General features: G+C 35.8%; 17 protein-coding genes and 1 pseudogene. 2 read left to right on the forward strand and 16 right to left on the reverse strand.

Going from position 1 to position 15155, the window contains the following annotated elements; translation table 11 throughout:
- Nucleotides 1–424 precede the first annotated feature (424 nt).
- Nucleotides 425–1675 (forward strand): MFS transporter, encoded by a 1251-nt coding sequence (locus tag FG384_RS02055; RefSeq protein WP_240793317.1) that lies wholly within the window; start codon nucleotides 425–427, stop codon nucleotides 1673–1675.
- A gap of 223 nt (nucleotides 1676–1898) precedes the next feature.
- Here the strand turns inward: FG384_RS02055 and FG384_RS02060 are convergent, their stop codons facing one another.
- The 14 genes and pseudogenes from FG384_RS02060 to glmS form a co-directional block, all read right to left on the reverse strand.
- Nucleotides 1899–2174 (reverse strand): iron-sulfur cluster assembly accessory protein, encoded by a 276-nt coding sequence (locus tag FG384_RS02060; protein WP_142640885.1) that lies wholly within the window; start codon nucleotides 2172–2174, stop codon nucleotides 1899–1901.
- A 22-nt stretch (nucleotides 2175–2196) separates the two neighbouring features.
- Nucleotides 2197–2625, reverse strand: a complete 429-nt coding sequence (locus FG384_RS02065; RefSeq protein WP_142640886.1) for a protein-tyrosine phosphatase family protein — start codon at nucleotides 2623–2625, stop codon at nucleotides 2197–2199.
- 18 nt (nucleotides 2626–2643) lie between these two features.
- On the reverse strand, nucleotides 2644–3591 hold the full coding sequence (gene trxB, locus FG384_RS02070) for a thioredoxin-disulfide reductase (protein ID WP_142640887.1): 948 nt from the start codon (nucleotides 3589–3591) through the stop codon (nucleotides 2644–2646).
- Nucleotides 3592–3608: 17 nt separating this feature from the next.
- Nucleotides 3609–5378 (reverse strand): arsenical pump-driving ATPase, encoded by a 1770-nt coding sequence (arsA, locus tag FG384_RS02075; RefSeq protein WP_142640888.1) that lies wholly within the window; start codon nucleotides 5376–5378, stop codon nucleotides 3609–3611.
- A 20-nt stretch (nucleotides 5379–5398) separates the two neighbouring features.
- Nucleotides 5399–5761, reverse strand: a complete 363-nt coding sequence (gene arsD, locus FG384_RS02080; RefSeq protein ID WP_142640889.1) for an arsenite efflux transporter metallochaperone ArsD — start codon at nucleotides 5759–5761, stop codon at nucleotides 5399–5401.
- An 86-nt stretch (nucleotides 5762–5847) separates the two neighbouring features.
- A complete protein-coding gene (arsC, locus tag FG384_RS02085) occupies nucleotides 5848–6270 on the reverse strand; it encodes an arsenate reductase (thioredoxin) (protein ID WP_142640890.1) in 423 nt (140 codons plus the stop codon).
- Nucleotides 6271–6346: 76 nt separating this feature from the next.
- Entirely contained in the window at nucleotides 6347–7642 is a 1296-nt protein-coding gene (locus FG384_RS02090; protein ID WP_142640891.1) for an arsenic transporter, read from the reverse strand.
- A 14-nt stretch (nucleotides 7643–7656) separates the two neighbouring features.
- Nucleotides 7657–8001 (reverse strand): ArsR/SmtB family transcription factor, encoded by a 345-nt coding sequence (locus FG384_RS02095; protein ID WP_142640892.1) that lies wholly within the window; start codon nucleotides 7999–8001, stop codon nucleotides 7657–7659.
- Between the two features lie 238 nt (nucleotides 8002–8239).
- Entirely contained in the window at nucleotides 8240–8383 is a 144-nt protein-coding gene (locus tag FG384_RS19680) for a hypothetical protein (RefSeq protein ID WP_166462352.1), read from the reverse strand.
- Entirely contained in the window at nucleotides 8359–8517 is a 159-nt protein-coding gene (locus FG384_RS20395; protein ID WP_338101309.1) for a TnsD family Tn7-like transposition protein, read from the reverse strand. Before FG384_RS20395 ends, FG384_RS19680 begins: the two co-directional genes overlap by 25 nt.
- Nucleotides 8518–8748 (reverse strand): annotated as a pseudogene (locus FG384_RS20100) (DNA-binding protein); the annotation flags it as partial.
- Nucleotides 8749–8908: 160 nt separating this feature from the next.
- Nucleotides 8909–9220 carry a TnsA endonuclease N-terminal domain-containing protein gene (locus FG384_RS20105; RefSeq protein WP_240793318.1) on the reverse strand — a complete coding sequence of 104 codons (312 nt, stop codon included), beginning with the start codon at nucleotides 9218–9220 and terminating at the stop codon, nucleotides 8909–8911.
- 65 nt (nucleotides 9221–9285) lie between these two features.
- On the reverse strand, nucleotides 9286–9471 hold the full coding sequence (locus tag FG384_RS20110) for a hypothetical protein (RefSeq protein WP_240793319.1): 186 nt from the start codon (nucleotides 9469–9471) through the stop codon (nucleotides 9286–9288).
- A 180-nt stretch (nucleotides 9472–9651) separates the two neighbouring features.
- Nucleotides 9652–11454: a glutamine--fructose-6-phosphate transaminase (isomerizing) gene (gene glmS / locus FG384_RS02110; RefSeq protein WP_142640986.1), complete on the reverse strand. Its 1803-nt coding sequence runs from the start codon at nucleotides 11452–11454 to the stop codon at nucleotides 9652–9654.
- A 443-nt stretch (nucleotides 11455–11897) separates the two neighbouring features.
- Here glmS and FG384_RS02115 point away from each other — a divergent pair, with 443 nt between their 5' ends.
- On the forward strand, nucleotides 11898–12845 hold the full coding sequence (locus FG384_RS02115; protein ID WP_142640893.1) for a nuclease-related domain-containing protein: 948 nt from the start codon (nucleotides 11898–11900) through the stop codon (nucleotides 12843–12845).
- Nucleotides 12846–13596: 751 nt separating this feature from the next.
- Here the strand turns inward: FG384_RS02115 and FG384_RS02120 are convergent.
- Both FG384_RS02120 and FG384_RS02125 read right to left on the reverse strand, forming a co-directional pair.
- Complete coding sequence (locus FG384_RS02120) at nucleotides 13597–14109, reverse strand: type 1 glutamine amidotransferase domain-containing protein (RefSeq protein WP_142640894.1); 513 nt, start codon at nucleotides 14107–14109, stop codon at nucleotides 13597–13599.
- Nucleotides 14110–14170: 61 nt separating this feature from the next.
- The gene (locus tag FG384_RS02125) at nucleotides 14171–15136 is read right to left on the reverse strand and encodes a quinone oxidoreductase family protein (RefSeq protein ID WP_142640895.1); all 966 of its coding nucleotides are present in this window, start codon (nucleotides 15134–15136) and stop codon (nucleotides 14171–14173) included.
- Nucleotides 15137–15155: the final 19 nt, after the last annotated feature.

Genomic DNA, 15155 nt, shown 5'->3' on the forward strand with positions numbered 1-15155 from the left:
ATTTAGGCAACCGTTGTTAGTGTAATTAATTTCACGTTGTATAAATCTTCGTTTGAATTTTCGCTATGAAATGTCCTTTTAATAAAGATTTTTATTTATTAAACCATATAAAAGCAACTATGCTATCATTTTTTCTCTTAACATATTTATACAACATTTATTTGTAAAATACAATTTTTTATATTATTTTGAAAGAAATGGCCGCTTATGGTTACACTTTGTAAGATTAATTTTGGGAAATGGTAATAAAAATTAATAGTTAGGATTCTTTATCAGCTAACCGGTCAGCTTTATTGATAAAGTGTGAGGAAAAAAGTTAATAAAATTTCCACTTGAAATTTAGTTGCAATTTGCAATAAACCATCATATCCTTACTTAGTAAGAATCTTAAGTTAATTCGATGCTGAGTTAGGAGTGATAAGTATTGTCCGATTCAAGCAAAGGGGAAAGTAAATCATCTGTAATTGTCTTTGTGGCCTTGATTACTGCAATAAGTCTGTTCGGCGATTCAATGTTATACATTGTGTTGCCCTTGTATTGGAAAGAAGTAGGTCTTGATTCGATTTGGCAAGTTGGAGTAATTCTATCTATTAATCGGTTGATCCGACTACCCTTGAATCCAATAGTTGGATGGATATATAATAGGATATCTCTAAAAACAGGTTTAGTAATTGCGATCATATTAGGTAGTCTTACGACACTAGGCTATGGATTATTAAATGGATTTATTGCATGGATTATTCTCCGTGGGGTATGGGGTATTGCATGGTCCTTTTTGAGAATTGGAGGTTTATCGTTTGTAGCCTTTAATACTGAAGAAAATAATAGGGGAAAATCAATTGGTCTTTACAATGGACTATATCGATTAGGGAGCTTAGTAGGCATGTTAGCAGGAGGTCTGCTGGTGCCAATAATGGGTTTAAGTACTATTTCGATTATTTTCGGTAGTCTTACTCTGTTAGCTCTACCTATGATTTTCTTGTATGTTAAAACAACTCCTTTAAAAGACCATGTGCAGGATAATAAGGATAAGGTTGTATTTAAAGAGAATCCAATTGTTAACAGTCTCAAACTAGGCAGAGGAAGGATTGTTTTTACTGGTTTCTGTATCACTTTATTATTTCAAGGGATATTTATATCAACATTAAGTTCTGTAATTGAGCAAAACCATGGAGAAAGTGTCATCTTGTTCGGAACTGTGATCAGTGCAACTTTCCTAACTGGTATTATTTTATCGCTACAATGGATATGGGGCCCATTTTTAGGGGTACGTTTTGGAACTTGGTCTGATGGGGTCAAAGGAAGAGTGCCTGTATTAATTATGTCACTAATTTTTGCAAGTTTGACGTTTGGAATCATTTCTAATGAACTTCCAATCCTAATATTGATTTTCTTTACTTTTCTTGTCATGATTGCAGCAACCTCTCTTACGACAATTGTTGATGCAATTGCCTTAGACATTTCAAAGAACTCAAATGTAGTTTCATTCCTTACTATATATTCAATAGCTCAAGATCTTGGGGCATCCATTGGTCCATTTATTAGTTTCTTGTTCATAGGATTAGAAAATGGTTTCTCCTACATTTACTGGGGGGGGACAATTTTATTTTTATTATTAGCAATTCTTTGGTCAACCTCCTATAGAAGAGAAAGAGGAACAATTTCAATTTCTTAATAAAACTTCGAATAAATTATTTGCATTTCGCAAATAAAAGATCATTGAAATCAATTTTTTATAAGACCGATGATAAAGAAAAGAAACCATTTTAATCAATTTAAAATGGTCTCTTTTGTTTGCAGTTTATATAGCTTATTTCTATCCCTATACTTATTCAATACCAACAACCCAGTGCTTTGAGTTCAGCATAATTTGAAAGCATAATTATAGTACTATTTCATTAACAACCACTACTTCCTCCTATAAGAACCAGTCCTGTACCTACTTCATTTTCTTCTATATCAAGAGTCAGACCTTCAGTAGTATTAACTTGTGAATCGATTGCCAGTTTAATTCCGTTAATAGTTTGAATTGTATCCGATTCTAGCGGTGCATCTAAAGACAATGCAAATTGAGGTCCACAGCAACCAGCATTAGTAAAAAGACGAATACCCTCTGAACCCTTTTCTCTGAGAACGTTTTCTAATAATTTTTTCGCTCCATCTGTAATATTCATTTACTTCTACCTCCTAAATTTTTTATGCATTTGGAAAAATTCTTTTCAAAGCTTCTTTCATTTCTGGTTTTACACTAATTTTAGGTCGTACTTTTTTAGCTATTTCTTCTGCTTCTTCAATAGTGTTTGCTTTGCCTAAAGAAAGTAATGTTCCAATCGCCACAGTGCCAGTACGGTTACTTCCACCTTGACAGTGGAAGTAAACATTTTTCCCTTCATTATACGCTTTTACTACCTGTTCAATTGAGTTCTTTATAGAAGTGTCTTGTTGATCTGCATCATCAATAATTGGACTGTGTACTCTTTTATCCTTTAAGCTTCCATTTGGTGATTCTACTCTTAAATCAAATACTATGTCTACTTTTTCATTTCCGAGTACATCATCTACATCATCAGCACCACCGATATAAATACGTTTTTTAATCAATTCATGGTAATTCATTAATGTCATTTAATTCACCCTCTTAGATTATTGTGACTTACTCCAATCATGAACGGCATTTCCTTCTAAATACCTTTCAGCATCTAAAGCTGCCATACATCCAGTACCCGCAGCGGTAATTGCTTGACGGTATTTATTATCTTGCACATCTCCACACGCAAAGACACCAGGAATATTAGTTTCAGTGGTACCAGGTACTACTTGGATATATCCAGTTTCATCTGTTTCTATTTGGCCATTTAAGAAAGACGTATTTGGTGTATGACCAATCGCAACAAAAATTCCATCAGTTTCGATAAATTCTTCTTCGTTGGTATCATTATTTGTTACTTTTAACCCTGTAACTCCGTTTTCACTAGCAACCACTTCTAGAGGTGTTTTATTAAGTTGCCATGATACTTTTGAATTTTCTCTTGCACGGTCTTGCATGATTTTAGAGGCACGAAGATCTGTTCTCCTATGAACAATAACTACTTCATTTGCGAACTTCGTTAGAAAATTTGCTTCTTCTAATGCTGAATCTCCACCGCCAACGATAATTACTTTTTTACCTCTGAAGAAAAATCCATCACACGTTGCACAAGTACTAACACCTCGCCCTATGTTTTCTTTTTCCCCTGGTATATTTAAAAGTTTAGCTGAAGCCCCAGTCGAAAGAATGAGGGATTCAGTCTCAATTTCTCCCAAACCACTGACTTGTAAGCGAAGTGGCTTTTTCGAAAAATCAATATCCGTTACCCAGCCTCTTTTAAATTCGGCTCCAAAACGTTCAGCTTGCTTTCGCATATTTTCCATTAATTGCGGGCCCATTATCCCATCAATAAATCCCGGAAAGTTTTCAACTTCTGTTGTTAGTGTCAACTGCCCTCCAGGTTGATCTCCTTCAATTACGATTGGTTTCATGTTGGCTCGTGCTAAATAAATAGCAGCTGTTAATCCTGCAGGACCTGTTCCTAAAATTACGACCTTTTCCATAATTATTCACCCACCATTTAGTTAATATAATCTTTTAGTTTGTCATATCCCACTTTTTCTTCATGTAGCCATGGAATTATTGCACAGTTTATTGCCTTCTTGTCATTTACTTCATGAATCCATTCCACTTCAGCCATTGCTTTACCTTTTAATACAGGATCAATCGTATCGGTAACATATAAACTTTGATTAATCACCCACCATTTTGGGCTTATTTTTGCTCGTCTAAGGTCTTCTTGTAAGCGAGATGCTTCTAATACTGGAGTTGCTTCGGCAAGTGTTACGATAACTATTTCTGTTACTTTTGGATCTCGAAGTAGTGGAAGTAATTTTTCCACGCTTTTTGGGACTTCGCCAGTAGATTTCTCTATTTCCTTACTATAAGATTGCGCTGCATCTAACAACAATAAAGTGTGACCTGTCGGTGCTGTATCGATGACAACGATTTCATTTTCCGTTTTTGCTACTACTTCTGCAAAAGCACGGAATACCGCAATCTCCTCCGTACAAGGTGAATTTAGATCTTCTTGTAGGTATGTAATACCATCTTCATCAAGATCTTTACTAGCTTTTGATAAAACATCTGCTTTATATTTTTCTACTTCTTGTTTTGGATCAATACAACTGATACTTAGGTTTTGATTCATTAAACTACTTTGAAATTGATAATTAAGATGTGCAGCAGGGTCTGTCGTTGTTAAATGGACCCGATGTCCTTTTTCAACTAAACCAACTGCAATGGCTGATGCGACTGTTGTTTTTCCTACCCCACCTTTACCCATAGTGAAGATTAACTTTGTATCCGAGGAGGAAAAGTCATCTATAACATCCTTTAATTTTAGATGGTTATATGTTTCAGTTTGGTTGTTAGATATAGTGGTTGGTAAAGTGTACATTTTAAACAGATAGCGAAGGTTTTCTATACCTGTCAAGGAATATGAAACAAAAGGGAGAGAATATGTCACAGCTTGTTTCAAATTTCTAGGCATCTGTTTTAAAGCATTTCTTTGTCGTTGATAAAATGCGGATGATACTTCATCCTCTTGGATGTATTCGCGAAGTAGTCCGTTTACAATAACAATTTGATTTTTAACCCCGATATCTTTTAGTTCTATAGAGGCACGATCAGCTTCTAAAAGGGAGGAGACGTCAGGTCTTGTAACCAAAATTAATGTAGTTTTATCTGGATCAGCTAAAACCTCAACTGCTTTGGAATAAAGATTTTTTTTATCTGCTAAGCCCGATAATGGCCCTAAACATGATGCACCATGTGTACTATCCTCTAGGAACCCAGTCCATGCTGTTGGAAGTTGTAAAAGTCGTAAAGTATGGCCGGTTGGTGCTGTATCGAAAATAATATGATCATACTGACTTACTATTTCTGTGTTTGTAAGCAAGCTTGTAAATTCATCAAATGCAGCTATTTCTACAGTACACGCTCCTGATAATTGCTCTTCCATTGTGACTACTACAGATTCAGGTAGTTTACCTCTATAAGGTCCCACAACCTTTTCACGATAGGCTTTTGCAGAAGCCTCCGGGTCTAAGTTACATGCATATAGATTCTCAACATTTGGAACTACTTTTGGCATATTAGTTAATTCGATACCAAATACGTCTTGTAAGTTGGAAGCCGGATCTGTACTGATTAGCAACACCTTTTTCCCTTTATCCGCTAATGAAACAGCTGTAGCACATGCTGTTGACGTTTTTCCTACCCCGCCTTTTCCCGTAAAAAATAAAAATGCGGTATTTATTACATTCTTTGGCTGAAAAGCTTGAAACATGTTTATCTTTTCCTTCCGTTTTAAAGTGAATTTAAATCAATCGAAAGTCGAACTTTTGGCTTTTCTTTTAGTTCTTCTAAATCTACATTAAACCATTCTGCTAGTTCATCGTTTGTTGGATAACATCCGAGTTTTACAATCTGACCATCTACTAAAATTACTGGCAAAGCATCTATTCCTTTTTCATGTAAAACATTATTTACTGCACCATTCCCCACAAACTTATCCGGATTATTTGTTAATTGATATCGTGTAATATTAAGCCCTTTTTTCTCGAGAGAATACAGAGCCGAAGCTACTCTTGTTAATTCTGGGTCAACACTTGGTCCACAGACACCTGTTGAACAACACATCGCAGGATCAAAAATTTCTACTTTTTTCATGCAAAAACCCCCGTCATAATATTAAATAAGCATATACTTATATTTTGATGAAAAGAGAACCAAGAGAATGCTCTCTTGGTGTAAATTTATTCATTGCCTGTTTCAGCAAAATGCTTGATTCTGTTACCAATTTCATCACGAACTCGTTGGAAGGTAGCCCATTTCTCTTCATCAGTACCTTGTGCTTTTGCAGGGTCGTCAAAGCCCCAATGATCACGTTTCACATGAGGTGGTGTCATTGGACATTTATCCGCAGCATCCCCGCAAAGTGTAACTACAAAATCTGCATTATTTAACGTTTCCATATCAATAATATCTGAAGTCTGATTAGAAATATCGATTCCAATCTCATTCATTGCTTTAACAGCATTCAGGTTTAAGCCATGTGCTTCAATTCCTGCACTTAGAACTTCCCACTCATCACCTAAATATTTTTTTCCCCAACCTTCTGCCATTTGGCTTCTGCATGAATTTCCTGTACATAAAAAGTAAAGTGTTTTTTTTGACATAATTAGTAATCTCCTTTGGTTTCAACTTAATAAAAAGTATTAGTTTATTTTGATTTACGTAAATTGGTTGCTCATATTAGAAAAATGATAACGAAATATATAGACCTAATAATGTAATGAACAGTATTGGAATCGTTATGACAATACCAGTTTTAAAATAAGTTCCCCACGAGATTTTTACGCCTTTTTGAGATAAAACATGAAGCCATACTAACGTTGCAAGTGAGCCAATAGGTGTGATTTTTGGTCCTAAATCAGATCCAATGACATTGGCATAAATAAGTGCTTCACGTATAGTTCCGGTAGTATTTGTTTCTGCAATTGCTAAAGCGTCTATCATAACGGTTGGCATGTTATTCATTAGGGAGGATAGGAAAGCAGCAATGAATCCCATTGACATCGTAGCCACGAACAAACCTTGATTTGCAGCTACTTCAATCACGCCAGCTAACACACTCGTAAGTCCTGCATTTCCTAGCCCATATACGACAACATACATACCAATTGAGAAAAATACAATATTCCATGGAGCTCCTTTTATAACGTTTCTTGTATCAACTGCAGTACTTCTTCTTGCCATAATAATAAAAAATATAGCTATAATTCCGGCAACAATCGAAACGGGAATGTTAATAAATTCACTAATAAAATAACCAACAAGCAATAGAGCAAGAACATACCATGATAAATGGAACATTTTTATATCTTGAATTGCTTCTTTTGGTTCTCTTAGCTTAGATAAATCATATGTTCTTGGTATGCTTTTTCTAAAATAAAATAATAGGATACCTATAGTTGCTATTAGTGAAAATATGTTCGGAATAATCATTCGTGAAGCATATTCCACGAAACCAATATTGAAGAAATCGGCTGATACAATATTAACAAGGTTACTAACCACCAATGGTAACGAGGTTGTATCCGCGATAAATCCACTCGCCATAATAAATGGGAAGACCATTTTTTCTTTGAAGTTCAAATTACGAACCATCGCTAAAACAATTGGTGTCAAAATTAATGCAGCCCCATCATTGGCAAAAAAGGCAGCAACAATGGCTCCTAAAACACTTACATAAACGAACATTTTAATACCATTACTTTTGGCAGCCCTTGCCATATGTAAGGCAGCCCATTCAAATAATCCAATCTCATCTAATATTAAAGAAATGAGGATAATCGCGATAAAGGATAATGTTGCATTCCAAGTAATGTCTACTACTTCTATCACATTACTAAAATCAACAACCCCCAATAATAATGCAATAACCGCTCCTCCGCAGGCGGACCAACCTATGTTCAAACCTCTTGGTTGCCATATGACAAAGATAAGCGTTACCAAGAAAATCAATGATGCTAAAATTACTGGCGACAAAGTGCTAACCTCCATTAATCACAAGAGATACGTAATCCCTGTGCTTCTAATTCTTGTAGTTTAAAATCTTGGTTTGGAAGATGATGAATCAAACTTTGGACAAAAGGAAAAACGTCGCTATCCTTGTTCATTGAATAGATAATCCATTGACCTCTTCTCATTTCACGTACCAACCCAGCATCCTTTAACTTCCTTACATGTTGACTTATAGCTGGCTGACTTACTTTAAAAATTTCAACAAATTCACAAACACAATAATCGTGTGTCTCCAGCATTTTAAGCATTGTTAGTCTTGTTTTATCACCCAACAATTTTAAAATTGTTGCAGCTTTTTCGATTTCAATCGTTGATATTTCCATTGAACTACCTCCTATCAATTTGATTATTAGCGCATAATGATTTACTTATATAATATTCCGCTTATATATTAATTGCAACTGTTTTTATGAAAATATTTTAATTCATAGGTGGCTTTTTCTGCTCCACTGAATACTATTTACATCATTAAGCGTATAAAAATTATAAATTTAGATTTTCGATTAATATAAAAACACCTTTATTAAAAAAGGTGTTTAAATTTCCTTATAGGTAAACTTGCTATAAATATCGATTTATGTCTTCCTCAAGTTCTTTATAATAAGAGTCCTTGATTCCTGCCTTACGCCTTATTTTCCATCTAGTTAGCTCTTCATCTTTTAACTGATTTACAGACCATTCTATACGTCTCTTTTGTAAGTCCATTCCTTATCACCCCTATATAATCTCATATAAATTGAAGGGTTCTTCTTTCTTAGCTCAGTTTTTGATAAAGTCTGATTTTGGTGAACTAAATCTAACCACTGCGACTTAAAATCACATAGCGAATAATCTACCATATTTTTTACTCCCCATTTCCAAAGTTCATTAGGAGTTGGCTTAACATTGTCTTCAATTTTATCTGTATCTCTAAGATAATTTTTCATATAGTAATTTTTGTTATAATGTAAGACAAAATTTATTATAATTTTAGTATATTGTTCTAGTGTTATTTTGACGTCTAAACGATAGTCTTCTGCACCTCGTTCCCCAAAATCTGGTTGTATGTATCCTGGGAGAAATGGCTTTATTCCGAGCTATAAAATGCTTAATATAGCTCAATGATGACCCTGTTTCTAAGTGATATCTTCGTCAAATTTATTACATATTTCTGTAACTTTTTCATTCTTATCCTTTTTAGAAAGTATATACGTAAGAAAAAAATCGCATTGTCAATATCGTTCTGTTCATCTAATAATAATATTTATGTATCCATAAAATATTTCTGGTAAGTTCAGTGTATATTCCCCTCTCAGTCACAATTCCCCATTTTATTTCATTTCGTTTCCAATACTCTCTTTCTATTTCAAATTTTTCTAGTACCCTTTTATCCTCCAGGAAACTACTAGGCTTTACAGTTCTGGCTAAAAACTCTTTTTTATTATTTTTAATAACAGTAATAAATAAGTCAGTTGTCATTATAATTAGTGTTTTTGTAACGTTATCCACTGAATGAGCAATCCCTTTTTCTTCAGCGATATTAAATGTTTCTTTATCTTTCAATGGAAACTGTTCCCTAATATCTACTACGTCAACTGCCCATTCTAATAAAACGAAATAGTCTCTTTCTAAATTTGATAAAATTCATGCTGCCTTTTGGTTTTCCAACTAATTAATCGTGATACGTTTCCATCTGAAGAGACATCCTGTATTTTCAACCAAGGAATATAATTTTCTTGCTCCGCTTGGCCTCTACCTTCTTTTATGTAACGTTCTTTTTTCTCTTCAGACCAACTATTTTTACGCTTTGTCATGGAGGAACACCTTATATATTTTTAGTAAAAGAAAAAAATCGTATTCAAGAGTAATACCTCTTGAATACGATTTTATACAATCACTATATTTAGTATACATCTTATTTTAGTCTACATTTTATTGTAGAGTATACATCTTTATTGTCTCTTCACATAAACGTCGTGACTTTGTAGCTTTTTTTATTCCACTGTAACCGACTTCGCCAAATTTCTCGGCTTATCCACATCGCAATCTCTGTGTAATGCTGCATAATAACTAATCAGCTGTAAAGGCACTACTGCTACTAATGGTGAGAATAGCTCGTGTACTTTTGGAAGCACGAAGCGGTCTCCGTCTTCTTCAAAGCCTTCCATTGCAATAATGCATGGGTTTGCACCACGTGCTACTACTTCTTTGACGTTGCCACGAATGTTTAGGCTTACAGCTTGTTGTGTTGCAAGAGCGAAAATTGGCGTACCATCTTCAATAAGTGCGATTGTACCGTGTTTTAATTCTCCACCAGCAAATCCTTCTGCTTGAATATAGGAAATTTCTTTTAGTTTCAAAGCACCCTCTAAACTTACATAGAAGTCGATGTTTCGTCCAATGAAGAATGCATTTCTAGTTGTTGCTAAAAATTCTGTCGCAATTTGTTCCATTTCTTCTTTGGAATCTACAATCGTTTGAACTGCATTTGCTGCAATACCCAGTTCTTTCACAACATCAAAATCTACTTTTTTATTTTGAGACTGTGCAAATACAGAAGCCGTTACCATTAATACTGCCACTTGTGCAACATATGCTTTAGTAGAAGCTACTGCAATTTCTGGACCTGCGTGAAGTAAAAGAGTATGATCTGCTTCGCGAGAAAGTGTTGACCCAGGTACGTTTGTCATCGTAATTGTTGGGTACCCTTTTTCTTTTATTTTCACTAGCACTTGTCTGCTATCTGCTGTTTCACCTGATTGTGTGATAAAGATAAATAATGGTTTTGCTGAAAGAATTGGCATATTGTAGCCAAATTCACTAGAAATATGCACTTCTACAGGAATACCAGCTATCTTCTCGAAATATTCTTTACCAATTAAACCTGCGTGATAGCTTGTTCCTGCTGCAATAATGTAAAGGCGGTCTGCATCTTGAAGTGCTTTCAAAATATTTGCATCAATCGTAAGCTCGCCTTGATCATTTTGGTATGCTTGAATAATTTTACGAATAACAGCAGGTTGTTCATCCATTTCTTTTAGCATGTAATGAGGATATGTTCCTTTTTCAATATCGCTCAGATCTAACTCCGCTTTATAAGCAGGACGCTCTACGATTGAACCATCTAGTTTTTGAATTTCAACAGAATCCTTATGCACAATAACGATTTCTTGATCGTGAAGCTCTACATATTGCTCAGTCACTTGCAACATAGCCATTGCATCAGATGCTACAACATTAAATCCATCACCTAACCCTACAAGAAGTGGTGATTTGTTTTTTGCAACATATATAGTATTTGCATCTTCTTTGTCTAGAAGTGCAAGTGCATACGAACCATGAATAAGATGCAATGTTTTTCTAAGTGCATCAATTGTTGATAGTCCTTCAGATGAAAATTTTTCAATTAACTGTACAATCACTTCCGTGTCTGTATCAGAAGCCATTTCTACTTTAGATAAATACGCTTTTTTCATTAGGTGGTAGTTTTCGATTACACCATTATGCACAAGCGTGAAACGTTTTGTTGCACTTTGGTGAGGATGCGCATTTAGTTGATTTGGGACACCATGTGTTGCCCAGCGAGTATGCCCGATTCCAAGTTTCGCATCTACGTCTTCGTCCACTACGTCACGTAAATCAGCAATTCGACCTTTTTCTTTGAATACGACTACTCCATCTTCATTGAGCACAGCAATTCCCGCTGAATCGTATCCGCGGTACTCTAATTTTTCTAAACCTTTTAATAAAATTTCCTTTACGTCTGCTTCTCCAATATATCCTACAATTCCACACATATTCTCATTTCCTCCGTTTACATTCATGTCAAAATCAGCGACCTGTTTTTTCACAGTCACTCATTAAGCTAAGAATGCCTTCTTTTCCCCTCTGTCATACAATCACTTGTATGGTTTCTGAAAAAGAATAACAACCGGGCAAATACGGTCGGGAGGCATCCGCCGAATTTTCGATAACCTCCACCTCGTCTGCTGAAGATACATTTCCGTCCGATTTCTTCAGCTCTGGCGCTGTAATTGTTTTCCTAAGTTTTACGCGTATTCGTTTCCCTCCAAATCTACGCGACTATCAAAAAGGTAAGACCTCTTATGCAGCACATTCATCATACTTAATCTGTTATTTTGTGTCAATAAAAAACATTTCCCAGTATATATAGTAAGAATACAATGAACATTCTGTATTTTATGTTATGATTTATGGAGAATGGAGGTGAATATCACGATTGAATACGGAAAAACCCTTTGAAAATCATTATGTCTTACTTAAAAGAATTCCAGATTTGCATAAGAAAGCAGAATCTATTCGAGATAATATTAGTAGAATGGAAGCAGGATTACGCGGAGAAACTCGTCTGTTACAAAAACTATTAGAACTAAGATTACCTTGCCAATTCAAGATATATTCCAATGTTCGGTTGCAGATGGATGATTGGAGAGTGCAAATCGATTGTCTTATTTTGACGGATCGCTGTTGTATAGTCTTGGAATCCAAAAATATATATGGAGATTTGTATTTTGATGCTGAGTCAGAGGATTTCTATCGGCAAGATGAAAATCAATTGGAAACGTCTTATCCAAATCCGTATTACCAGTTCATGAAGCATTTAAGATTTTTGAAAGAGTGGCTTCGAATTGATTTCCCAGAAATTAAATTAACTGGGGCTGTTGTTATGACACCGAGGTTTTGTAGAATTCGAAAAAAACCTGCGCACTATCCAATTTATAAGCTAGAAAGTATTATCGAAAAAATTATAGATATGTACTCCGGATATCCTTCCCCTCTTTTATCTGAAACAAAATTCCATGCTCTTGATCAAATGATTATAAAGAAACAATCTTCTTTTACTTTCCCACCATTATGTGAGTTTTATCAAATTGCCCCAAAAGATTTAATACCTGGTGTTGAATGCCCACATTGTGGTCTTTTTGGCATGATACGATTTCCCCGAACTTGGACATGCCCCAATTGCAAGAAAAATTCCATGTATGCACACGTCAAAACTATTCATGATTATTTTTTACTAATTAAAAATTATATTTCTAATCGAGAATTCCGAGAGTTTTGTGGTGTAGATTCTATTTATACAGCGTCTAGAATGCTCAAAAAAATGAACCTACAATCGAATAGAGGAGGAGCCTGGACATATTATTCTCCGAAAAAGGATCGATAATTAACGATCCTTTTTTTATGTCATCTAATATGTATTCAGGTTGATATTCTTTCGGGTGGACACGTTCGATGCTCCTATGTCTAGAGATCAAATATCGGGCTCAAGTTCATTACCCGTATGTGCAAATTCAGACGCTCTATTCGCAAATTCCGATGGCAAGTGCAAACTCTTTGGCTTTATCCGCAAGTTCAATACCCCTATATGCAAATTCACCTACTCTATGCGCAAGTTCGAGGGCCGTATACGCAAATTCCCAGGCCAAGTGCAAACTCTTTTTCTCTATATGCAAGTTCGATACCCCTATGTGCAAATTCACCTACTCTATGCGCAAATTCGAGGGCCGTATACGCGAATTCCCAGGCCAAGTGCAAACTCTTTGTCTCTATATGCAAGTTCGATACCCCTATGTGCAAATTCAGACGCTCCATACGCAAATTCAAGTGCCGTATACGCGAATTCCCAGGCCAAGTGCAAACTCTTTTTCTCTATATGCAAGTTCGATACCCCTATGTGCAAATTCAGACGCTCCATACGCAAATTCAAGTGCCGTATCTGCAAATTCCGTTCCCCAGTGCAAACTCTTTGGCTTTATCCGCAAATTAAATGCCCTTTATGCAAATTCACCCACTCCATGCGCAAATTCACCGGCTCTATTCGCAAATTCAATCGTCGCATGAGCAAATTCCAAGCCCTGTATAAGATTCCAACCCCTAAACAAAAAAACGCTTGCGCATTACGCAAGCGATACTTTCTATTTAAGTAGTTTGACGATTTCTCTATTAAATGCAGGCAAGTCATCAGGTGTACGGCTCGTTACGAGTTGATTGCCACATACGAATACTTCTTTGTCGTGGTAAGTGGCTCCTGCATTTTCTAAGTCGACTTTAATTGATTTATAACCGGTCGCATCACGGCCTTCTAATGTTTTGGCAGTGATGAGCAGTTGTGGGCCATGACAGATTGCAAATACAGGTTTCTTTGCGTCCATAAATGCTTTTGCGAATTCAACAAATCTGTCATCTGCTCTTAATATATCTGGGGAAAATCCACCAGGAATGAATAATGCGTCAAAGTCTTCTGGTTTTACATCATCAATATTATAGTCCACCGTCAGGTTGGCTTCGCCTTGTTTCCCAGTGACTTCTTTCCCTGCTTCTTTTTCAATAGTAAATACTTCGTGACCTGCGTCATTCAGGGCCTGGGCAGGGCTTGTGTACTCTACGTCTTCAAACATGTTTGTGATTAATGTTGCTATTTTAGCCATTTCCTCACTCCTTATCTGTTTGTTCCCTCTTATTATTCCACGAAATAAGTTTAGTAAACATTTAAGGTATTAAAAGGACTTTTCCGACGCTTTTTCGACTTTCTAATAGGCAGTGAGCTGCTGCTCCATCCTTCAACGAAAAAATGGAAGGCTCTTTCAAGCTTATTTTCCCTTCTAAAATCCAATCAAATAATTGCTTGGATCGCACTTTTCTTTCCTCATAGGATGTCAGCACATTCCAAAGGTCTCCACCAGTTAAGGTTTTGGATGTATCCATCAGCATTCTTGGATCCACAAGTGATGGATCTCCCCCAGACATTCCATAAAATACAACCGTTCCGCCAATTCTAGTGACTTCAAAACTTTCTTCTAACGTAGATCCGACTGACTCATAAACAACATCTACTCCTACACCGTTCGTTACTTCCTTCACTTCATTTATCCAATTATCTTTGTATAGAAAAACGTAGTCTGCTCCAACGGAAGTTGCCGCTTCTGACTTTTCTATTGAGGATGTCAGCCCTATCACTTTTGCCCCAAGTAATTTTCCAATTTGAATTAAGTTTTGCCCAACTCCACCTGCAGCAGCGTGAACTAAAATTGTATCTCCAGCTCCTACTTTATAGCTATCTCTTGTTAAATACTGCGCTGTTAATCCTTGTAATAAAACAGATGCAGCTGTTTCAAAAGAAATGTCATCTGGTAGTGGAATTGCTTTTTCAATAGGAACCGCTACTAATTCTGCATTAGCAAATGGGACATCCGCAAAAGCAATACGATCTCCTACTTTCACACTAGTTATGTCAACACCTACTTGCTCTACTATCCCAGAGCCTTCATATCCTAAAATGTATGGTGGTTTACCAGCTAGATGATAATTCCCTTTTCTTCTATAAATATCAGCAAAGTTTAATCCAATCGCCGAAGTACGCACGAGTAATTCATTTTCTTTAATGACTGGATTATCGATTTCTTTATATTGCAGTACTTCCGGACCACCAAACGATTCAAATATAAGTGCTTTCATTTTGTAACTCCTCTGCTAT

The sequence above is a fragment of the Psychrobacillus vulpis genome (genome assembly GCF_006861825.1).
GTDB lineage: Bacteria > Bacillota > Bacilli > Bacillales_A > Planococcaceae > Psychrobacillus > Psychrobacillus vulpis.